This is a genomic window from Haloparvum sedimenti, assembly GCF_001462205.1.
GTDB lineage: Archaea > Halobacteriota > Halobacteria > Halobacteriales > Haloferacaceae > Haloparvum > Haloparvum sedimenti.
The window spans coordinates 1-21063 of the sequence record NZ_LKIR01000089.1 but is presented as its reverse complement, the minus strand read 5'-3'; the positions used below and the strand labels follow the sequence as shown (position 1 = coordinate 21063).

The 21063-nt window shown below is 70.0% G+C and carries 16 protein-coding genes; 6 read left to right on the top strand and 10 right to left on the bottom strand.

From position 1 onward, the window contains the following. Window positions 1-545 precede the first annotated feature (545 nt). The 4 genes from AN233_RS05585 (at window position 546) to AN233_RS05570 (ending at window position 7474) form a co-directional block, all read left to right on the top strand. Window positions 546-2168 (top strand): type II/IV secretion system ATPase subunit, encoded by a 1623-nt coding sequence (locus AN233_RS05585; protein ID WP_058365844.1) that lies wholly within the window; start codon window positions 546-548, stop codon window positions 2166-2168. Then, complete coding sequence (locus AN233_RS05580; RefSeq protein WP_058365843.1) at window positions 2165-4261, top strand: type II secretion system F family protein; 2097 nt, start codon at window positions 2165-2167, stop codon at window positions 4259-4261. The genes AN233_RS05585 and AN233_RS05580 overlap by 4 nt, the downstream gene beginning before the upstream one ends. A gap of 63 nt (window positions 4262-4324) precedes the next feature. Continuing rightward, window positions 4325-6175 (top strand): flippase activity-associated protein Agl23, encoded by a 1851-nt coding sequence (locus AN233_RS05575; RefSeq protein WP_058365842.1) that lies wholly within the window; start codon window positions 4325-4327, stop codon window positions 6173-6175. 117 nt (window positions 6176-6292) lie between these two features. Then, window positions 6293-7474: an NAD(P)/FAD-dependent oxidoreductase gene (locus tag AN233_RS05570; RefSeq protein ID WP_058365841.1), complete on the top strand. Its 1182-nt coding sequence runs from the start codon at window positions 6293-6295 to the stop codon at window positions 7472-7474. Window positions 7475-7710: 236 nt separating this feature from the next. On the opposite strand, the gene AN233_RS05565 is transcribed toward AN233_RS05570, so the two are convergent. The 4 genes from AN233_RS05565 to AN233_RS05550 form a co-directional block, all read right to left on the bottom strand. After that, window positions 7711-7959: a DUF4242 domain-containing protein gene (locus tag AN233_RS05565; RefSeq protein WP_125919983.1), complete on the bottom strand. Its 249-nt coding sequence runs from the start codon at window positions 7957-7959 to the stop codon at window positions 7711-7713. 83 nt (window positions 7960-8042) lie between these two features. Then, complete coding sequence (locus AN233_RS05560; protein ID WP_058365840.1) at window positions 8043-8471, bottom strand: universal stress protein; 429 nt, start codon at window positions 8469-8471, stop codon at window positions 8043-8045. A gap of 1 nt (window position 8472) precedes the next feature. Beyond that, window positions 8473-9795: an MFS transporter gene (locus tag AN233_RS05555; protein ID WP_058365839.1), complete on the bottom strand. Its 1323-nt coding sequence runs from the start codon at window positions 9793-9795 to the stop codon at window positions 8473-8475. Window positions 9796-10241: 446 nt separating this feature from the next. Then, window positions 10242-10775 (bottom strand): Rrf2 family transcriptional regulator, encoded by a 534-nt coding sequence (locus AN233_RS05550; RefSeq protein ID WP_058365838.1) that lies wholly within the window; start codon window positions 10773-10775, stop codon window positions 10242-10244. 192 nt (window positions 10776-10967) lie between these two features. Between AN233_RS05550 and rocF the strand changes: the two genes are divergently transcribed. Then, complete coding sequence (gene rocF, locus AN233_RS05545; RefSeq protein WP_058365837.1) at window positions 10968-11873, top strand: arginase; 906 nt, start codon at window positions 10968-10970, stop codon at window positions 11871-11873. 270 nt (window positions 11874-12143) lie between these two features. Here rocF and AN233_RS05540 read toward each other — a convergent pair whose 3' ends face one another. The 3 genes from AN233_RS05540 to dnaJ all read right to left on the bottom strand — a co-directional run bounded on the left by AN233_RS05540 (window position 12144) and on the right by dnaJ (window position 14571). Beyond that, window positions 12144-12908 carry a hypothetical protein gene (locus AN233_RS05540; RefSeq protein ID WP_058365836.1) on the bottom strand — a complete coding sequence of 255 codons (765 nt, stop codon included), beginning with the start codon at window positions 12906-12908 and terminating at the stop codon, window positions 12144-12146. Between the two features lie 81 nt (window positions 12909-12989). Then, window positions 12990-13310, bottom strand: coding sequence for a cupin domain-containing protein (locus tag AN233_RS05535; protein ID WP_058365835.1), 321 nt, complete (start codon window positions 13308-13310; stop codon window positions 12990-12992). 109 nt (window positions 13311-13419) lie between these two features. Then, complete coding sequence (gene dnaJ, locus AN233_RS05530) at window positions 13420-14571, bottom strand: molecular chaperone DnaJ (RefSeq protein WP_058365834.1); 1152 nt, start codon at window positions 14569-14571, stop codon at window positions 13420-13422. Between the two features lie 173 nt (window positions 14572-14744). Between dnaJ and AN233_RS05525 the strand changes: the two genes are divergently transcribed. Beyond that, window positions 14745-15524 carry a hypothetical protein gene (locus AN233_RS05525; RefSeq protein ID WP_058365833.1) on the top strand — a complete coding sequence of 260 codons (780 nt, stop codon included), beginning with the start codon at window positions 14745-14747 and terminating at the stop codon, window positions 15522-15524. Between the two features lie 81 nt (window positions 15525-15605). Here the strand turns inward: AN233_RS05525 and dnaK are convergent, their stop codons facing one another. The 3 genes from dnaK to AN233_RS05510 form a co-directional block, all read right to left on the bottom strand. Next, window positions 15606-17507, bottom strand: coding sequence for a molecular chaperone DnaK (dnaK, locus tag AN233_RS05520; protein ID WP_176696648.1), 1902 nt, complete (start codon window positions 17505-17507; stop codon window positions 15606-15608). A 187-nt stretch (window positions 17508-17694) separates the two neighbouring features. Continuing rightward, on the bottom strand, window positions 17695-20199 hold the full coding sequence (locus AN233_RS05515) for a DUF2309 domain-containing protein (protein ID WP_058365831.1): 2505 nt from the start codon (window positions 20197-20199) through the stop codon (window positions 17695-17697). Next, window positions 20189-21063, bottom strand: an 875-nt coding sequence (locus AN233_RS05510) for a proton-conducting transporter transmembrane domain-containing protein (RefSeq protein ID WP_281176523.1), incomplete at its 5' end; no start/stop codon positions are given. The genes AN233_RS05515 and AN233_RS05510, both read right to left, overlap by 11 nt.

The window sequence follows — 21063 nt, the reverse complement described above, 5'->3', positions numbered from 1 at the left end:
GAGACGGTCCGGGCTGCCTGCGGTAGCGGGCTGCCGGGCTGCGACTCACGGGCTCCCGCTCGTTCCTCGCGGGAACGCGACACCCGCTGCGCTCCTCGCTCTCCGCAACGCCCGCTGCGGTGCTTGTCTGGCGAGACGGTCCGGGCTGCCTGCAGTAGCGGGCTACCGGGCTGCGACTCGCTGACTCTCGCTCGGCAGGCTCGCGAGAGCGGCGTCGGGGCCGGATCGAGCCGGCTGCCCCTTTCAGTCCCACCCACAGCCCCGCCCCGCTCCGCAACCGCACCGCAGGCCTCACACCTCCCCAGCCTCGGGCTGGACGCGGCCGCGGAGCCGCAACGCACCGCATCGCGGCCGCGTCCAGCCCTCCCTCGCGCGGTCGCGGCGACGCGCTTCGCGGTCGCCGCGGCGCGCGCCGACAGCACGGCACCGCGACCGCACCAGCACCGCGACCGCACCAGCACCGCACCTCGGAGGTCGCTGTGGCGACAGTTTCTCGGCCGGACGCAGGTTTTTAAGCGGTCACCCGCCATAGACGAGACGAATAGATGTCGGGGGACGTCCGCCGGGGTGGGGAGCCCGAAGACCGGATCGAGATGCTTCGCCGTCGCGTGGTCCGGACCTGGGAGATGCTTCGCGGCTCCGACGTGGAGGTCCGACCGTTCCGGCCGGGCGAGGACGGGCCGCTCGCTACCTTCTCGGCCCCCGACGGTCACGACGAGGTCGACCGCTACTGGGTCAACGCCCCGTACGCGTACGTCGTGATCACCTACGACCGCGCGGAGAGCGAACACCAGTACCACGCGGTCGAACCCGACCTCGACGACTTCGAGGTGGACCTGCTGCGACGGATCGTCGACGACATCCGCGACCCGCTGCTCTACCGCGAGAGCGTGGGGGCCGCCGACGCGGAGACGCTGAAGACCGAACTGGAGAACCTCCTCGAGCAGTACGGCGTGGAGGTGGGGATGGACACGTTCCACACCCTGCTGTACTACCTCTACCGCGACTTCCGCGGGTTCGGGAAGATCGACCCCCTGCTGAACGACGGCCACATCGAGGACGTCTCCTGTGACGGCTACGACCTCCCCATCTTCGTCTACCACACCGACTACACGGACATCGAGACCAACGTCCAGTTCGCCAGCGAGGAACTCGACAACTACGTCATCCGACTGGCCCAGCAGTCCGGCCGCCACATCTCCGTCGGCGACCCCATCGTGGAGACGACGCTGCCGGACGGCTCGCGGGCGGAACTGGCGCTCGGTGAGGAGGTCACCCCGCGCGGCTCCGCGTTCACCATTCGGCAGTACGCCGAGGAGCCGTTCACGCCCATCGACCTGATCGACTACGGCACCTTCTCTATCGAGCAGATGGCGTACTTCTGGCTCTGCATCGAGCACAACAAGAGCCTCATCTTCGCGGGCGGGACCGCCTCGGGGAAGACCACCTCGATGAACGCCGTCTCGATGTTCATCCCGCCGCGGGCGAAGGTGCTCACCATCGAGGACACTCGGGAGCTGTCGCTGTACCACGACAACTGGCTCTCCTCGGTGACGCGCGAGCGGCTCCACGAGGGGTCGGACATCGACATGTACGACCTGCTGCGCTCCGCGCTGCGCCACCGCCCGGAGTACATCATCGTCGGCGAGGTGCGCGGCGACGAGGCGGTGACGCTGTTCCAGGCGATGAACACCGGCCACACCACCTTCTCGACGATGCACGCCGACTCCATCGAGACGGTGATCAACCGGCTTGAGAACGAGCCGATCAACGTGCCGCGCGCGATGGTCCAGTCGCTGGACATGCTGTCGATCCAGACGCTCTCGCGGTTCGGCGACGAGCGCGTCCGGCGCGCGAAGGTGATCGGCGAGATCCACGACATCGACCAGCGGACCGGCGAGCTCGACTACTCCTCGGCGTTCACGTGGAACCCGAGCGACGACGAGTTCTCCTCGAACGACTCGGAGCTGCTCGGCGAGATCCAGGAGGAGCGCGGCTGGAGCCGCGCCGAGTTGCTCCGCGAGATGAACCGCCGCGAGCGGTTCCTCGAACTCCTCGGCGAACTCGGCGTGACGGGGTACCGGCGCTTCACCGCGCTGGTCAACGAGTACTACGCCGACGCCGACCGCGTGATGGCGAAGCTGGAGGACGAGCTCGAGGGCGCATGATCCAGTACGTCCCGCTGGCGCTGGCGCTGGCGCTGTGTGCCGGGCTGGGGTTGCCGTTCGTCAGCCGGCGCGCCGACCTGCTGGTCTCCCGCGTCGCGCTCTCCTTCTTCGGCGACTACGTGGCCGACGAGAGCCCGCGCAAGCGGGAGCAGCAACAGCGGATGCGGGCGGCCCACGCCGGCGGGACCCACCGCGTCTACGCCGCGCGGACGCTGCTGTACGCGGGCACGCTCGGAGCCGCGGGGAGCGTCCTCGGCGTCTACGTCGCCGCGGCGTTCCTCGCGCTGCTGGAGGTCGGCGGCGAAGCGATCCGGAGCGCGCTGCCGAGCGCCCTTGGGTTCCTCGCGGACCTCACGCGACTCGAACAGCTCGCTCCCGACGACCTGTTCGTGCTGCTGCTGTTCTTTTCAGCGACCGTCGGGTCGCTGTTAGCGCTCGGCACCTACTGGGTCCGGTGGGAGGTGTTGAGCCAGCGCGCGGTGGCGCGGGCCTCCGAGATCGAGGCAACGCTGCCGCGGACGGTGGCGTTCGTCTACGCGCTCTCGCGGTCGGGGATGGCGTTCCCGAAGGTGATGGACACGCTCGCGAAGAACGAGCGCGTGTACGGCGAGGCCGCCACGGAACTCGGCGTGGCCGTCCGCGACATGAACACCTTCGGGACGGACGCGCTGACGGCGCTCCAGCGCACCAGCGAGCGCACCCCCAGCGAGAACATGGAGGAGTTCGCGGAGAACCTCGCGTCCGTGCTCGGGTCGGGTCGGTCGCTGTCGGACTTCCTCCACGAGCAGTACGAGCGGTATCAGGAGGAGGCGGAGTCCCAACAGGAGCAGTACCTCGAGCTACTGTCGACGTTCGCGGAGGCGTACGTGACGGTGCTCGTCGCCGGCCCGCTCTTTTTCATCACCATCCTCGTCGTCGTCGGGCTGGTGATCGAGGACACCCTCCCGCTCCTCCGGGCCGTGGTCTACCTCGGCGTGCCCCTCGCGAGCGTCGCCTTCATCGTTTACGTTGACAGCGTCACGCAGTCGCTCCAGTCGCCCGGGGAGGCCGCGCTTCGCGCCGACGAAGACGGCGACCCCGCGAACCCGAACGGGGAGTTCACGCTGCCGGACGGCGGCGCCGTCTCGGACGGGTGGCGGGCCGACCGCGAGCGACTGGCCGAGTACGACCGGTACCGCACCGCCCTCGACTGGGTCGAGCGGCCGGTCGAGCTGCTGCTCCGGAGCCCGGCGGTGACGGCCGTCATCACGGTTCCGGTCGCGCTCCTATGGATCGTGAACCGCGCGGCACCGATCCCCATCGACTCGCCGCTCACGGTCGCGACGGCGATGGACGTGCCGCTCGTGGAGGCGACGCTGTTCGTCCTCGGGGGGTACGGGCTGGTCTACGAGATACAGAAGCGCCGGACGAAGAACATCGAGGCGCAGGTCCCCGACTTCCTCGACCGGCTCGCGTCGATCAACGAGGCGGGGATGGCGGTCGTCGAGAGCTTCGAGCGCGTCACCAACTCGGACCTGGAGGACCTCACGCCCGAGCTCGAGCGAACCTGGCGGGACATCAAGTGGGGAGCGGACGTGGAGACGGCGCTCCACCGGATGGACCGCCGCATTCGGTCGCCGATGGTCGGGCGGTCGGTGGCGCTCATCGTCAACGCGATGCGGGCCAGCGGCGACATCGGTCCGGTGCTCCACATCGCGGCCGACGAGGCGCGGGCGGCCAGACAGCTCCGCCGGGAGCGCAACCAGGTGATGTTGACCTACCTCATCGTCATCTACATCTCCTTTTTCGTCTTCATCGGGATCATCGCCGCGCTCACCGTCGCGTTCATCCCGGCCATCGAGCAGGCCGACGTGGCGACCGGCGGCGGCGTGAGCGGCGTCGCGGGCGTCGGGGGCGGCATCACCGAGGGGCTCGGCGACATCGACGTCGCCGCCTACGAGGTCATCTTCCTCCACGCCTCCGTCGTGCAGGCGGTCTGTTCCGGCCTGATCGGCGGCCAGCTCGGGGAGGGGACGGTCCGCGACGGCGTGAAACACGTCGTGATCCTGCTGGCGATCACCTACGTGAGCTTCCTCGCGATGGGGCTGATCTGACCGGGGCGATATTCGGCGGACGGTAACACAAGAATTGTATTCCCGGACGCGGACTCCCAGGTAATGTCGGCGCCGCGCCCCTCCAATCTCCCCGCTCCGTTCGACCGCCTTTCGGCCGACGGGCGGACGCTACTCGCGCTCGCGGGGGTCACGGTCGCGGCGCTACTGTTGAGGCTCTACGAGCTCGGCGGCCGCGTGTTCCACTGGGACGAGGGGCGCGTCGGCTACTGGACGCTTCGCTACGCCGCGTCCGGGCAGTTGGAGTACCGCCCGATCATCCACGGCCCGTTCCTCCGGATCGTCAACGCGGGCGTCTTCGAGGTGCTGCCGGCGACGGACGCGACCGCGCGGCTGGTGGTGGCGCTCGTCGGCGGGCTGCTCCCGCTGTCGGCGTGGCTGTTCCGCGAGCACCTCGACCGCGGGGAGCTGTTGGCGCTCGGCGGGCTGCTGGCGACGACCCCCCTGCTCGTCTACTACTCGCGGTTCATGCGCAACGACGTGCTCGTGGGCGGGTTCGCGTTCGTCGCGCTCGGGTTCGCCGTCCGCGCGCTGGACACCCGGTGCGTCGGGTACCTCTACCCCGCGTCGGTCCTGCTCGCGCTCTCGCTGGCGACGAAGGCGAACACGCTGCTGTACGTTCTCTGCTTCCTCGGCGCCGGGACGCTGGTGGCGGACCACCGGCTCGTCCGGCGCGTTCGCGGCGGCGAGGATCTTTCGGCCGCCCTCCGGGCCTGGGGGAGTCGCGGAGTGGACGAGCTCCGGACGGCCGCTGGCGACCGGCATCCGGCCGCGTTCCTCGTGGGGCACGCGCTCGGGCTGGGGCTCGCGTTCCTCGCGGTCACCGTCTTCTTCTACGCGCCGCGGCCGGATCTGTACCAGGCGGTCGGCGCGCCCGGGATGTGGGGAGGCGTCCTTTCCGAGGCCACCGTCGGATCGGCCCGCAAGCTGACCGACCTGTGGCTCTCGGGGAGCATGCAGGACAACCCGTACCTCCAGTACGTCGGCCACGAGGCGGAGACGCTGATCCACACGGCGGGCGTCCTGCTCGCGCTCGCGCCGGTCGGCGCCGCCGCCGACTGGTACGGGCGGGGCTCGCGGGAGGGGGCAGCGGATGCGGGGGCGGACGCGGGGGAGGGCGCTGGCGGCGGCAAAATCCGAGTCCCGACCGGACGGAACCGCGCGCTCGTCGCGTTCGCGACCTACTGGGCGCTGGCGAGCTTCGTCGGCTACCCCGCCGCGACGGACATCAACGCGCCGTGGTCGGCGGTTCACATCGTCCTCCCGCTTTCGATCCCCGCCGCGGTCGGGCTGACGTATCTGGTCCGGGAGGCGGCGAGCGCGGTCGCGACCGCCGACCGCGAGACCGCGGCGCTCGCGGTCGCGCTCCTGCTGGTGGTCGGCGCCGGGCTGGTCGGCCCGAACGTCACCTACTGGAACTCTGCGAACCCGGACCACACCGAGATGGTCCAGTGGGCCCAGCCGCACAACGACGCGCGGTCGACCATCGAGGACGTGGAGGCGGTCGCGCGGACCCACGAGGGCGGGACCGACGTGCTGTTCGTCGGGATCGAGCTCCCCTCCCGTGAAGACACCTTCTACGTCGACGACGAGTCGGCCGCCGACCAGGGCGGCGCGCCCGGCGGCTGGTACGACAGGCTCCCGCTGCCGTGGTACTACGAGCGGGCGGGCGCCGAGGTCGACAGCCTGCCGCCCGACGCGGACTACGACGAGGCCCTCGCGGACGCCCCGCCGGTCGTGATCGCCCACGAGGACGACCGCGAGACGGTCGCGGCCCACCTCGACGGCTACCGTGCCACCGCCCACGAGCTCCGCCTCTGGAACTTCGAGGTCGTCTTCTTCGTGGAAGAGGACGCGCTCGAGACGGCCCGCGAGCGCGGCGCGGGCGGCGCCTGAGACGCGAGAGCGTCGGGGGGCGGCGCGCCGCGAGGCTCGCGGTGCGAGGCCGGACGCCAGTCGCGTGAGCGCGCGCGTTCCAAAGCCCCTTTATCCGAAGCCCGCGGACCGAACCACATGACAACTCAGGTCGTCGTGGTCGGCTCCGGGTACGCCGGTGCCGGCACCGTGAAGGCGTTCGAGGACGAGATACGCGACGGCGAGGCGGAGCTGACGTGGATCTCCGAACACGAGTACCACCTGGTGCTCCACGAGGTCCACCGCGTCATCCGCGACCCCGCGGTGGAGTCGAAGGTCACGGTCCCGGTCTCGGAGATCAAGTCTCCGAGCACCGACTTCGTGAAGGACCGCGTCACCGGCGTCGACACCGACGAGCGGGTCGTCGAGCTCGAAGACGGTGACGGCGTCGACTACGACTACCTCCTGCTCGCGGTCGGCTCCACGACCGCCTTCTTCGGCATCGACGGGCTCCGCGAGAACGCCCACCAGCTCAAGAGCCTCCAGGACGCCCACGACATCCACGAGGACGTCCGCGAGGCGGCGACCGAGGCGACCCAGTCCGACCCCGCGCAGGTGCTCGTCGGCGGCGCCGGCCTCTCGGGCATCCAGACCGCCGGGGAGATCGCGGAGTACCGCGACAAGCACCGCGCGCCGATAGACATCAAGCTCATCGAGGGGCTCGACGAGATCTTCCCGGGCAACGACCCCGAGATCCAGGGCGCGCTCCGCAAGCGCCTGCTGGAGAAGGACGTCGAGATCCTCACCGGCGACTTCATCTCGAAGGCCGACGAGGAGTCCGTCTACCTCGGCGGCGGCGAGGACGAGGACGCCGAGGAGCTCCCCTACGACGTGCTGATCTGGACCGGCGGCATCACGGGCCAGGAGGAACTGGAGAACGTGGACGTGGAGAAGGACGACCGCTCGAACCGCATCGTCGCGGAGTCGGACTTCACCACCAGCGACGACAACGTGTTCGCCATCGGCGACACCGCGCTCGTGGACCAGGGCGACGACGACGTGGCCCCGCCGACCGCGCAGGCCGCCTGGCAGGCCGCGGAGGTCGCCGGCGAGAATCTCGCGCGCGCCGTCCGCGGCGCGCCCCTCCAGACGTGGCGCCACGAGGACAAGGGGACCGTCATCTCCGTCGGCGACAAGGCGGTCGCTCACGACGTGCAGGGCGTCCCGATCAAGACGTTCGGCGGCCCGGGCGCGAAGATGCTGAAGAAGGGGATCGCCTCGCGCTGGATCGCGAAGATATCCTCGGTCGGACGCGGCTTCGACGCGTTCGGCGACATGTAACTCGCCTCGAAAATTCCCCGAACCACCCGCGGCAACCGACCGTCGGACCGTCGGACCGTCGGACCGCCTGACCGTCGGACCGTCGGACCGTCGGACCGCCTGACCGTCGGACCGCCTGACCGTCGGACCGTCGGACCGCCTGACCGTCCGACCCCCCAGACTCCGCGAAGGCGGGTTCGAGAGAGTCGGCATCGCGATAGCTCGGCCCGGTCAAACATGGAGGTCCGCCGGACGGACTACTCCCCCTGCTGGACCTCGAATATCTCGTCCGCCGTTAGACCGTGCGCCTCACGGTGGACCTTCTCTCCCGCCTCCTTGGAGGGGCCCTCGAATAGGCAGAAGACGGCGTCTTCGTCCTCGTCGACCCAGTAGTTCAGATACGTCACGCCGTGTTTTTCCTGCGTCTCGAGGTCCTTCTTGTGGGCTTCCGCAACGTCCTCGGCACTGCCGTCAACGTTTCTGTGAACGTCCATGAACAGGGGCATGATCGTCTCTACCTACGGCACCCCGGCGAATAGCGCTATCTACCGAATAGTTCGTTTCCCCACCGCCGGTCGCCGCTCGCGGATCAGGGGGGCTCCTCGCCGCCCCGCACCGTCAGGACCGGCACGTCCGCGGTGCGGACAAGCTTCTCCGTGACGCTGCCGAGCAGGTACCGATCCAGCCCGCTCCGGCCGCGCGTCGCCATCACGATCAGGTCCGCCTCCGCGTTCGCGAACGACCGGATCTCGCGGAACGGGTCGCCGTCGACGACGTGCGTGACCGCGTCGATGCCCGTCTCGGAGGCGCGGTCGGCCAGTTCCCCGACCGCCTTCTCACCCCGATCGCGGAGCTCCGACCGTGGGGTCCCCGTGGCGCCCACGTCCGAGTAGGTGGTGTTGACCACGTAGAGGGGGTGGACCCTGGCGTCGAACCGCTCCGCGACCGCCAACGCGTGGTCGTACGCCGTGGCAGCGCCGTCGCTCCCGTCGGTCGGGAGCAGGATCTCGTCGTACACGTCAGTCGTCCCCCGCTGGAGACGCGGGCTCGGTCCGCTCGGGGGCGTCGACGAGCCACCCGCCGGTCGTCGCCCGCTCGGCGACGTGCGGGCGGAACACCCACGCGGTCAGTGCGAGGATCGGGGCCATCGTCGCGGCCGCGACCGCGTAGCCGACGTGGAGGTTGGGCAGGAGCGCCGCGCCGAAGATCAGGGGGTACAGCGACCCGCCGGAGGAGCCGATCCCGCCAACGACGCCGGTGACGGAGCCGGAGCTGTCGGGGAACATCGCGGGCACCTGCGCGAAGATGGCTCCTTCGGCGAACGCGCAGCCGAGGCCGACGAGGAAGCCCGCGGCGACCGCGAGGTAGACGTTGCCCGTCAGCCCCGCGGCAGTCATTCCGACCATCGCGCAGACGACGAAGACCAGCGTCGCGAACGTCCACTGCTCGCGGTAGCGACCGTCGAACCACGGCAGGAGTTCGGTCTCGTTGCGCGCGACCACGTCGCTGACGTAGCCACCGATGGGACGGAGCAGGCCCGCGGCGACGGAGAACGTCGCCGCGAAGGTGGCCGCAACCACCACGTCTCCCTGGCCGAACGCCTCGCGGTAGTAGGTGCCGAGCCAGCCGTTCATCGCGAGTTCGAGGCCGAAGGTCATCACGTACGCGGCCGAGAGCGCCACGGCGCCGTAGCGCGTGGCGATGTAGAGCCACTCGCGGACCCCGGCGCTCTCCCTCGTCGCCCGCCGCTTCGCGTCCGACTTCGCGGCCTCACCGACGAGGAAGTAGACGACCCCCACGAGCACCGCCAGCGCACCGGTGTAGAAGAACGCCGCGCGCCAGTTGGTCGCGAACAGGGGGCCGTTCCATCCCTCACCGAAGATCCGGGGGAGCGTGAAGTACGCGCCGAGACCGGCGCCCGCGTTGCCGACCCCCGCGAAGATCCCCTCCGCGAGCCCGAGGTTCTCCTCCTCGAACCACTCGGAGACGTGCTGGATGCCGATGACGAAGGTGATCCCCGACAGCGACGCGACGACCCGCGAGCCGATGAACACCTCGTAGGTCGCGGCGAACGCGCTGATCACCGCGAACGTCCCCACGACGACCATCGTCACTCCCGCGGTCGCTGGCGCCCCGTACTTGTCCGTGAGCGGTCCGATGACGATCCGCCCGAGCGGGACGGCGATCACCGCGGCGCTGGAGACGACCGCGAGATCGGCCACCGAGAGCCCGAATTCGTCGGCGATCCCCCCGGTGAACGGAGCGAACGAGAACCAGATGACGAATCCGAGGTTGAACATCACCGTGGCGAGCACCAGCGTCCGCCACTTCCCCTCCATCAGGCGAACACCTCATCACCGACTTCGAGGTGAGGTAAACGATTACCAAGAGATACGCTCGGACCGTGGATGTACGACCACATTTTCTCCTACGACTCGCCCGAACACGCACTTAATGGCTGTGTGAGTATCGGTATTACTCGTTGGATCCCTCCCGACATCTCCCGACTCGGCGGGGGATACCCCCGGAATATAAGGCCATCCCCTCACGTTTCGGATGTATTTCTGGGAGTTACTGACCGTTCGGTCAGTGGCGTCGATCCTCTGAGAACGGCTCGCCGAGAAACGTCCGACCGCGGACGGGGACGAAAGTGGCCGTCGCGGATGGAGACGGGGAAAAATGGCCGTCGCGGATTGGAAAAGAGGAGAGGTGAGAAGGGGCCGGCGCGGAGACGCGACGGTCGGCTCGTCGGTGCGCGCGGGGCGCGGGAGACGGGAGGTGCGCGAGGTCAGTGCGCCGGTTCCTCGGCCGGCGCGCGCATGTCGTCGATCCGGAGGATCAGGATGTTGGCGGTGTCGTCCTTCCCGTCGACGGTGCCCTCGATGAGCAGTTTCGAGAGCGGCGTCGGACCGACGGTGACGGAGTCGCCCTCGTGGAACTCGCGGACCGACCCCTGAATGTGGACCTCCGCGCGGCAGAGCTCGGGGTGGTGGACGCTCGAGAGGTCGATCCCCTCGACGTTGACCGACTCGACGGGCTCGCCCTCGTGTTCCAGCGGGACGAACGCGGGCTCGTCCATGCGCTGGACGTCAAGCGCCTCGTAGGCGTTCGCGGTCGGCTTGTAGCCGCCCTTCGGGCCGGGGACGCCCTCGACCAGCTGAAGCGCCTTCAGGCTCTGCATCTGGTTGCGGATGGTACCGGGGTTGCGGTCGACTTCCTCGGCGATCGCTTCGCCCTTTACGGCGTCCTCCTCCTCGCGGTAGAGGTTGATCAGCGCAGTCAGAATCGTCTTCTGACTGGACGTCAGCTCGATCGATGACATGCGACCTACTACTCGGTCGGCCCGCTTAAACCCGGTGGAAGGTTCGACCGGCTGACCGGGTCAGCCGGGGGGACGACGCCCGCGGAGCTAGTCGCCGCACGCCGCCGCTCACGACCCGGGAAGACCGGAGCGACGGGCAGATGGTCGGGAAAATTCGGGGGCTTGAAGCCCCGCCGCGGTCGAGTGACGGGCATGCGCACAGTTCGGATCATCGGCGCGCCGACCGACTACGGTGCGAACCGACGCGGCGTCGACATGGGACCGTCAGCCATCCGCTACGCCGGCCTCGCCGACCAGCTCGCGAGCGCGGGCGTCGACACCGTCGACTCGGGCGATCTCCCCGTGCCACGCGCCGAGGAGCGCGACCCCGACGCGGAGGCGCCCGCGGAGGGTTCGGCGAAGTTCCTCCGCGAGACGGCCGACGTGTGCCGTCGCCTCGGCGACGAGGTGGCGGCGACGCTCGCGGACGGTGAGGTGCCGCTCGCGCTCGGCGGCGACCACTCCATCGCCATCGGGTCGCTGGTCGGCTCCGCGCGCGACGCCGAGATCGGCGCGGTGTGGTTCGACGCGCACGCCGACCTCAACACGCCGACGACGACGCCCTCCGGTAACGTCCACGGGATGCCGCTGGCGGCCGCGCTCGGCGTCGGCGAGTTCGCAGACACCGAGTGGGCGAACGCCGCCGGGCTCAGTCCCGAGAACGTCGTCATCGTCGGCCTCCGGAGCGTCGACGAGGCGGAGGCGGAGTTCATCCGCGAGAGCGAGGTGACCGCGTTCACCATGTCGGAGATCGACCGCCGCGGCGTCACGCCGGTCGTGGAGGAGGCGCTCGCGATCGCGGGGACCGGCGTCGACGGCGTCCACGCGAGCCTCGACCTCGACTGGCTCGACCCCCACGAGGCGGCCGGCGTCGGGACGCCCGTCCGCGGCGGGGTCACCTACCGCGAGGCCCACTCCGCGATGGAGCAGGTCGCCGAGAGCGACCTCCTCCGGTCGATGGAGCTCGTCGAGGTGAACCCCACGCTGGACCAGCACAACGAGACCGCGGAGCTCGCGACGGAACTCGCCGCCAGCGCGTTCGGTAAGCGCGTGCTGTAGCGGTCGGCGCGCGCGAGAAACGCGTGCGAGGGAGGCGGTAGCGCGGCCGCGATGCGGTGCGGTCCCGCGGCCGCGCCGCCGCCGAGGCTGGGGAGGTGTGAGGCTGCGGTGCGGTCGCGGTGCGGTCGCGGTGCGGAGCAGGGCAGTCGCGGTGGGTGGGACTGAAAGAGCCGGCTGGGGTTTTCCGGATGTTGCCGTCCCCAGCAGCAGGAACTGCAACCGAGACGGACACAGAAACTGCTCCGTGGCGAGCGTGTCAGCCGATCGCCGTTACAGGGGCACGTCGGCGGGGTCGAGTACGGCCGGCTCGGGGGCCTCGCCCGCGGTTACCGCGACCTCGCCCCGGACCGGCGCCTCGGCCCCGGTTTCGGCGGGATCAGTGAGTACGGCCGTCCCGCCGACAGACAGCGGGGCGAGGAGCCCGGCGGCGACCGCCGCGGGGTTCGACAGGGGCGCGCGGAGGACGACCCGGGAGTCGGCGTCGAGCCCGTACCGCTCCGACACCTCCGCAGCGGCCGCGAGCGCGGCGCCGTGGCTGATTGCGTCGATCTCCCCGGTATCGGTACCCTCCGCCGCCCCAGCCGGCAGAAGGAGCGGCGTCTCGGGTTTCAGGTCCGACGGCGGAAAAGCGGGATTCTCGCTCCAGACGGACTCCTCCCAGTTCGTCGTCTCGGGGGCGGTCGGGTCGCCGCCGAAGACCGCGAGCTGCGTTCCGGGTGCCGGGTCGTAGGCGGCCTCCTCGGTCGCGGGGACCAACAGGACGCGGTCGCCCGCGTCGGCGCCAGCGGCGGGGTCGAACCGCGTCGCCGCGCCGAGTTGGGCCGCGCCGAGGAACGCCAGCACCGGCGGGAGCGCGGGGACGGGGGCGACCGCCAGCGTGCGCCCCGCACCGAGTCCGAGGTAGCGCAGGACGTTGCCGGCCTTGTAGGCGTTCGTGATCAGTTCGTGGTAGCTCCGCTCGCGCCCGTCGGGCGTGACGAGCGCGGGGGCGTCGCTCCGGCGGTCGCGCGCGAGCAGGTCCCCGACGACGTGCATATGCGTGGCGTCGGGGGGAGGGCTCAAGGCTCCGGCGGTCGCGGTCGCGTCCGGAGGCCAGACCGCGGTCGCCGAACGCGATCAGGGCGCGCCCGCGATGACCATCCGGGAGTCGTCGGCCCCGAAGGAGAGGCTCCGCGTGTCGCTCCCGTCGACGCGCACGGCGTCGCCCGGTTCGAGGTCGACGGTCTCGCCGTCGACGGTCAGCGTGGCCGACCCGTCGACGAGCAGGTACACCTCCTCCTGTCCGTCCTCGGCGTGGTCGTGCTCCATCCCGTCCCAGCCGTCGTCGGCCTCGACGAGGGTGATACCGAGGTTCTCGCAGTCGAGCGCGTCCCGGAGAAAGTGCATGCCGGGCGCGCGCGGGTCCACGTCGGTCGCGGTGACGCTGTCGTAGCTCATTGCGACCGCGTGTTGGGTCGCCGCGAGCAAAAAGGGGACGGCGGGAGCGAGGGCTCGGGAGGCGGGACGGTCGCGGACCCGGCCCGAGAACGGCCGCTGGCCGCCGCCCTCAGAACGTGTTCTTCAGCTTCTCGAAGAAGCCCTGGTCGACATCGATCTCCTCGCCGCCGGCCTCGGCGAACGCCTCCAGCGCCTCGCGCTGCTCCTCGTTGAGCGAGTCGGGGACGACGACCTGCACCTGCACGAAGAGGTCGCCGCGACCGCGGCCGCGGATCTTCGGCATCCCCTTGCCGCGCAGGCGGAACGTCTCGCCGCTCTGGGTGCCCGCGGGCACGTCCATCTCGACGGTGCCGTCGACGGTCTCGACCGGCACCGTGTCGCCGAAGACCGCCTGCGGGAACGAGACCGCCTCGTGGACGTGGAGGTCGGCGCCGTCGCGCTCGAAGCGCTCGCCCACGTCCACGTCGACCTCCACGAGCAGGTCGCCGTTCGGGCCGCCGTTCTCGCCGGGCGCGCCCTCGCCCTCCATGCGGAGGCTCTGGCCGGTGCGGATGCCCGCCGGCACCTCGACGGTCAGCGTCGCCTCGTTGCGCGCGACGCCGTCGCCGCCGCAGGTCGAACAGGACTCGCTGTACGTCTCGCCCGCGCCGTCACACCGCGGACAGGTAGTTGTCTGCTGAACGCGCCCGAGCGGGGTCTGCTGGACCTGCGTCACCTGTCCCTGTCCGCCGCACTGCTGACAGGCGGAGACGTCCGCGTCCTCGGGGTGCCCGCGGCCGTCGCACTCGGGGCACGTCTCCGGTCGCGTGACCGTGAGCTGCTTGGTCGTTCCCTCGAACGCCTCCTCCAGGTCGACGGTGAGGCCCGTCCGGAGGTCCTGTCCCTTCCGTGGCCTGTTGTCGCGACCGCCGCGGCCGCCACCGCCGCGACCGCCGCCGAAGAACTGGTTGAAGATGTCCTCGAAGCCGCCGGCGCCGCCCGCGCCGCCGAATCCGCCCGCGCCGCCCGCACCGCCGCCGGTTGCGCCGTGTTTCTCCGCTTCCTGGAACCGCTCGTGGCCCATCTGGTCGTACTGGCGGCGCTTCTCTTCGTCGGTCAGCACCTCCTTGGCCTTCTGGATCTTCTTGAACTTCTCCTCGGCGTCGTCCTCGTCGCTCACGTCGGGGTGGTACTGGGCGGCCTTCTTGCGGTAGGCCTTCGTGATCTCGTCCTCGTCGGCGTCCCGCGAAACCCCGAGCACGTCGTAGAAGTCCTCGCTCATTCGTTATCGCCCATAGCCAGTTGAAACACTTGAAAAGACGGGTTGCGCGGCGGACGCGCCGGATACCCCGGACCGACCGTCACGTCCGCCGTACCGCACGTCTTGTCACGCGCGCCGCCCGCACCAACCGTGACACCGAAACGCACATTGCGGGTCCCCGTCCGTTCTCTCACATGTTCGACAGCAAAGGCCGGGTCGATGCCGCGGTGCTCGTTCCGCCGAACGCGCCGCGGACGGACCTCCCGGTCGGGCTCGGGCTCGCGGCCGAGCGAAGCGACGCCGAGGTGTCGATGAACACGGACCTCGCCAAGGCCGTGACCGCGTGGACCGGCGGCGAGGAGCCGGTGTCGCCCACCGACGGCCGGGACATCGCCCACTACGAGTTCACCGTCGCGGGCGGCGGCCTGTTCGGGTCGGAGACGGAGGTACGGATCTGGCGGAGCGAGACGGAGGCGAGCCACTTCGACGACGTGGTCGACGGACTCCTGGAGAACGCCGAAGACGACCGCGACCCCGCGACGGTGTACGGGAGCCAGAGCGAGGAGGCCGACCCCGGCCGCAGGCTGGCCGTCCTCGCCCGGAACGTCGACGTGATCCTCGGGACGGTTCCGGCGTCGAAGCTTCTGAACGGCGGGAGTCAGGACGGGACGAGCGCCGCCTCCTCCGAGTACGCGCCCGACGGGATCCCCGCCTACGAGGTGCTCTATCGGTCGACATCGCTCTCGATCATCCCCGTGCTGACCGGCTCACGGTCGGTGCTGCAGGCCGACGAGGAGTGCTCTCCCGAGGCGGTCCCGTCCCTCCGTACGTCGTTCCCGCGACTCGACCGCCTGCTCGAACTCACCGACGAGCGGCTCCACCCCGTCGATCTGCCGGAGCCCGGCACCGCGAGCGACGATCACGAGCCGCGGGGCGAGGGGTTCGACAGCCTGCTCTCGAGGCTTCGAGAATAGCGCCCGTCGACCGGGCCGGTCTTCGGTCGGTCGACGGTCAGTCGTTCGAAAAAGCTCGCCCGCGAACGGTCGCGGCCGCGTCTACTCCTCGTCGGCCTCGTCGTCGACGTCCTCGAAGTCGGCGTCGACGTACTCCTCGTCGTCGCCGCCCTCGGGGCCCGCACCGCCGGGACCGGCTGCGCCGCCGGGGCCAGCGCCGCCCGGCCCGCCGGCCGCGCCGGCGCCGCCGGCGGCGGCCTGCTCCTGGTACATCTGCTTGCCGATCTCCTGGAGCGCCTCGGAGAGCGACTCGGTCGCCTCCTCCAGCTCCTCGATCGAGGCGTCCTCGTCCTCGAGGACTTCCTCGAGCGACGCGATCTCCGCCTCGATGTCGTCGATCAGGTCCGCGTCGAGCTCCTCCTCGTTCTCGTCGATGAGGGTCTCGGCGCGCTGGACCGCGCCCTCGGCATCGTTGCGAGCCTCGATGCGCTCGCGGCGCTTCTCGTCCTCCTCGGCGTGCTGTTCGGCCTCCTGCTGCATCTGCTCGATCTCCTCGTCGGAGAGGCCGGCGCCGCCCTCGATGGTGATCGACTCGGCGTTGCCCGAGCCCTGGTCCTCGGCCTCGACGTTGACGATGCCGTTCTCGTCGATGCTGAAGGAGACCTCGATCTGCGGGGTGCCCGCGGGCGCCGGCGGGATGCCGGTGAGCTGGAACGCGCCGAGCAGCTCGTTCTCCTCGGCGATCTCGCGTTCGCCCTGGAAGACGCGGACCTGCACGGAGGTCTGGTTGTCCGCTGCCGTGGTGAACACCTTCGACTCCTCGGTCGGGATGGTGGTGTTCTTCTCGATGAGCCGCTCGAAGAGCCCGCCCTTCACCTCGATACCGAGCGAGAGGGGGGTCACGTCGAGCAGGACGATGTCGTCGACCTCGCCGCCGAGCACGCCGCCCTGGATGGCCGCGCCGAGCGCGACCGCCTCGTCGGGGTTGACGTTCTTCTTCGGCTCCTGGCCGATGAGCTCCTCGACCTGCTCCTGGACCTGCGGCATCCGGGTGGAGCCGCCGACGAGGATGACCTCGTCGATGTCGCCCTTGTCGTAGCCAGCGTCCTCGAGGGCCTGCTCCGTCGGACCGACGGTGCGGTCGATGAGGTCCTCCGTGATCGACTCGAACGTCGCCCGGGTGATCGACTCCTCGAGGTGGACCGGGCCGGAGTCGGTCGCGGTGATGAACGGCAGGTTGACCGTCGTCTCCTTCTTGTTGGAGAGCTCGATCTTCGCCTCCTCGGCCGCCTCGGTGAGCCGCTGAAGGGCCTGGCGGTCCTCACGGAGGTCGATGCCGTGGTCGTTCTCGAACTCGTCGGCGAGGTAGTCGATGATCGCCTCGTCCCAGTCGTCGCCGCCGAGGTCGTTGTCCCCGTTCGTCGCGACGACCTCGTAGACGCCGCCGCCCAGGTCGAGGATGGAGACGTCGAAGGTGCCGCCCCCGAGGTCGTAGACGAGAACGGTCTGGTCCGAGTCGTCGTCGAGCCCGTACGCCATCGCGGCCGCGGTCGGCTCGTTGACGATGCGCTCGACCTCGAGGCCGGCGATCTCGCCGGCGTCCTTCGTGGCCTGGCGCTGCTTGTCGTTGAAGTAGGCGGGGACCGTGATGACCGCCTTCTCCACGTCGTCGCCGAGGTACTCCTCGGCGTCGTGTTTGATCTTCTGGAGGATCATCGCCGAGATCTGCTCCGGCGTGTACTCCTCGTCGTCGACCGCGACCGTGTAGTCCTCCTCGCCCATGTGCCGCTTGATGGACTGGATCGTCCGGTCGGGGTTCTGGACCGCCTGGTTCTTCGCCGGCTTTCCGACGAGGCGCTCGCCGTCGTCGGAGAACCCGACGATGGAGGGCGTCGTACGGTCGCCCTCCGCGTTCGCGATGATCTCGGGCTCGCTACCCTCCATCACCGCGAAGGCGGAGTTGGTGGTACCGAGGTCGATACCGAGGATCTTGTTGCTCGCCATCTTGCCCAACAGTATCGGCTAGCGTCGGTTAAACGTTACTAGACGAGGCGACACGCCGCGTGAGTCCATCACGCCGTCTGCTGTCGATTTTCTCATTCCGTCGTCTCGTCCGGTCGGTGTATTTATGCCGATCCACAAGCACAGTCTGCGGCCGCGGTCCGGGCCGACATCGAGGGTGGGTCGCGGTTCAGTGTGTGATCGGGTCCGACTGCCGCGGCTCCCACTCCAGATCCCCCCGGTAGTGCACCGCGGCGTCGTCCTGTTCCGGATCCACGACCGTCAGCGAGATCCAACCGTTGTCGACCAGCTCCGCGACCTCCTCGTGGCGACGGAGGACGTCCGTGACCCGGTCGACCGGGGCGTGGATGACGGCCGTGAGCCGGAGCGGCTGGTGGTACTCCCGCTCGTCGTCCGCCTTGAGCGACTGGAGCGGGAGCCCCGTCATCAGGTCGCCCCCGTTGCCCTGCACGACGCCGATGTTGCCGCGGGCGTTCTGCGTGACCTTTGAGCCGCTCCCGTACACGCCGTTGTCCACGGTCGCGAAGTAGTACTGGTTGTTGATCCACTGGGTGACGACGAGCGGCCCGGTCATGATCGCCTCGAGCGCCTCGCCGTCCGGGTCGGTGGTCCAGTCGTACGAGTGCAGGAACGCCCGACCGTCCAGGTTCCGGCCTTCCGTCAGCTCCCGCGGACCGACGACGAACGAGGCGTTGCCGGCCAGCCCCCACTCGGGGCGGGTCTCCGCCCAGTCGGCCGTCCGGCGCTCCGTCTCGCGGACGCCGTTCTCGGGATCGGCGCGGCTCATCGACTTCGCACGCTCGGTCGTGGCGGCGGTCCGCGCCCGCGAGAGGTCCGCACGGAGGTGCTTGAGGTCCTCCCAGTGGCTCTCCGGAACGTCGCCGTCGAACAGCGTGATCTCGTCGGTCGTCGTGTTGTGCTCGCCGGCCATGAAGACGGTGTCGGCCGGGATGTCGACCCCCCGCTCCCGGAGCGCGTCGCGAACGTCCTCGTCGTTGCAGATCGCCGCGAGGACGCGGGCGTTCGGTCCCCCGGGGTTGCCGGCGCAGGCGCCGCAGTCGAGGCTGGAGGCGAACGGGTTGTTCGTCGTCTCGCTCGCGTGCCCCGTGAAGACGACCAGCCGGGCGAACTCCGTCCACCCCATCAGGTCGAACGCGGTCTCAGCGTAGCCGACCTTCTCCTCGAAGGTCATGCCCCGCGGGAGCCCTCCGTCGGCGTGGTCCTCGGCCGGGCGGTCGACGGCGGGCGCGCAGTACTCGGCGGGGCTCGGGATCCTATCGTCGACGGCGTCGGACAGGTCGGAGACGGCCCCCGGGAGCAGCGTCCGTGTCGCCATCGCAGCGCCGTAGGCGCTACCCCCGCCCTCGACGAAGGTGAAGGCGGCGGCGATGTTCGTCTTGAGCGCCTTGATGTGCTTGTGGGCCGCCCCCACGACCTGGCTCCACCGCCTGTGAACCGCCTCCTCGTTCCGCCGGTCCGGCCTGGGACGGTCGATGATGTGGTGTTGCGGTTCGACGATCGGCGGGCAGGCGTCGGTCTCGATCTCCGATCTGTACCCCTGGTACCGCATCGGAATTCCGAAGAATCCCGCGTATCCGAACGTCTCGTACGACCCGGCGGACTCGACGTGACGCCGGATGATCTCCGAGCGGGTGTCGATACAGAAGACGAGCTGTGCGTCCGGCCGCGGGCCGTCCTCCGCGCTCGACGACTCCATAATCGCCCGGTCGACGCCCTCGAGGAGGCGGTCGCGATAGCTCTGCTCCCACGCGGTCAGCCAGATCTCCGCGAGCGGGGGACCGTCCGCATCTGCGGTATCGCCGCCGCGCTCGGCGTGTTCGTCGTGATCGGCGGGTTCGACGGGCGCGCCCAACAGGTCGGCGAGCGTCAGCCGCACCGCGAGGTACTCGAGCAGCGAGATCGGCGCCGCCGATTGCCAGCCCCCGGCGTCCCCGCCGGCCCGCTGTTTGATGAATCCGGTCCAGCCCGGCAGCGCCGCGAGGTGGTGTTCGAAGAGTTCCTCCCAGCGCTCCTCGGGGTAGTCGGCCAGCACCGCCTCCAGCGCCGCCATCGGCGTTTCGGGGAGGTCCGACGGATCGCGACAGTCTGGAACGCTCCCGTCGTACGGCGCGAGCTCGCGCCACGCGGCGTAGAACCCGCGGTCGCGGTCCGGCATCGGCCACTCCGCCTGCCCCTGATCGAGGAACGCGGCGAGCCACTTCGAGAGGACCCGATCGAGCGTCTCCGTCGCGGCGTCCGGCTCGCTCTCCCGGTCCGGCTCGCTCTCCCGGTCCGGCTCGCTCTCCCGGTCCGGCTCGCTCTCCCGGTCCGGCTCGCTCTCCCGGTCCGGCTCGCTCTCCCGGTCCGACTCCGCCGCCGCCATCTCGTCGAGCAGGGCCTCCGGATCCCCCGAGACGCCGTAAGCGTCGAGTTCAGCGGTCAACACTTCCGGGTCGATCCGACCGTCCTCCCACGCCTGCCGAAAGACCGAGGGGTGGGGATAGCCGCGCCCGCCGAACAGCCGCTCGGCTTCCGCGACCGCGCGGTGGAACGGGCGGTCCTCGAACCCCGAGAGGGGGTTGGCCGTGACGAACGAGTGGAGCGGCCAGGCCGAGCCGACGGCGTCGGCCGCGCGGTCGATGCTGTCGGTGATGGCGTCTTCGTTACGCGTCATCGTACTCCTCCTTGCTCGTGAGAAGCGTGTCAGATTGCGGTTGTGAGACGTTGAGCAGCGCGACGTAGAGCCGCTTGCTGGAGCGATGCCACCCGAGCTCCGTCGCGAGGTACGCCGCGACGAACGCGGCAGCGACGCCCAGGTGCACGGCCGTCAGGTCGGTTGGGGCCTGCGCCATCGGCGCGCCCGCGATCACCGCCGAGATGGCGTCGAACAGCACCGCGTAGGTGCCGATGGCAGTCAGGACGACGAGGGGCACGCTGACGAGCCGCACCGACGGCGACAGGGCCGACCGCCGGAGGATGTCCCTGGTCGCGTGCATGGTCGTCACGACGACGACGAACGTCAGGAAGAGCCCGCTGTTCAGCTCCGTTCCCTTCCCGGTGAGGAGGGCGAACAGCACGCCGCCGCCGACGGCCGTGAGGAGGCTGACGGCGACGCTCGGGAGGCTCATGCCGGTGCGGTGGTGGCCCTCCGGTGTCGTCTGTTCGACGGCGGCTCCCGACGAGAGGAACAGGTACGCCTTATAGAAGCCGTGAAGGATGAGGTGGGTGATGGCGGCGGCGAAGAAGCCGAGTCCGCACTGGAGGATCATAAAGCCCATCTGCGCGATCGTGGAGGCGCCGAGCTCGCGCTTGACGTCCGTCTGGACGAGCAGCAGCGCCTGCCCGAGCAGCGCGCTGAAGGCACCGACGACGACGAGGATCGACATGACTGCGCGATCGTCGGCCAAAAGCGGCGCGAAGCGCGTCAACAGGATGCCGCCCGCGTTGACGAAGCCGGCGTGCATCAGGGCCGACGCCGGAGTCGGCGCCGTCATGGACGACAGCAGCCAGGTGTGAAACGGGAACAGCGCCGACTGGA